The organism is Treponema sp. R6D11 (assembly GCF_054786075.1).
Genome location: NZ_BDHD01001373.1, coordinates 1 through 317, shown reverse-complemented (window position 1 = coordinate 317; position 317 = coordinate 1). Strand labels below are relative to the sequence as shown.

1 protein-coding gene is annotated in these 317 nt (G+C 52.1%); it reads left to right on the top strand.

Annotated elements, in window-relative coordinates:
* Nucleotides 1-42: 42 nt before the first annotated feature.
* Nucleotides 43-317: ubiquitin-like small modifier protein 1 (locus ACYVTD_RS18810; RefSeq protein ID WP_461249102.1), on the top strand; the 275-nt coding region annotated here is incomplete at its 3' end.

Here is a 317-nt window from a genome sequence, read left to right as displayed (position 1 = left end):
GCATTATCGGGACGATTCAGGCGGCAGAGACAATTAAGCTGATTGTGGGCGGGGCTGGATGTAAACTGCGGTACGGCAGGCGACGCTATTAAAGCTCTTGCGGACGCTTACCCTGCACTTAAAACTCACCTGTTCACGGAAGACGGACAGCTTCGTGATTTTATCAACTTGTTCGTAGGCGGTGCGAATATCAACAGTTTGCAAGGGTTGGATACGCCAATCGCAGATAACGGCGAACTGATGATTGTTCCGGCAATTGCCGGAGGCAGTGATAATCTCGCGGAGCTTACCAACGAAGAAATCGGGCGGTACAGCCG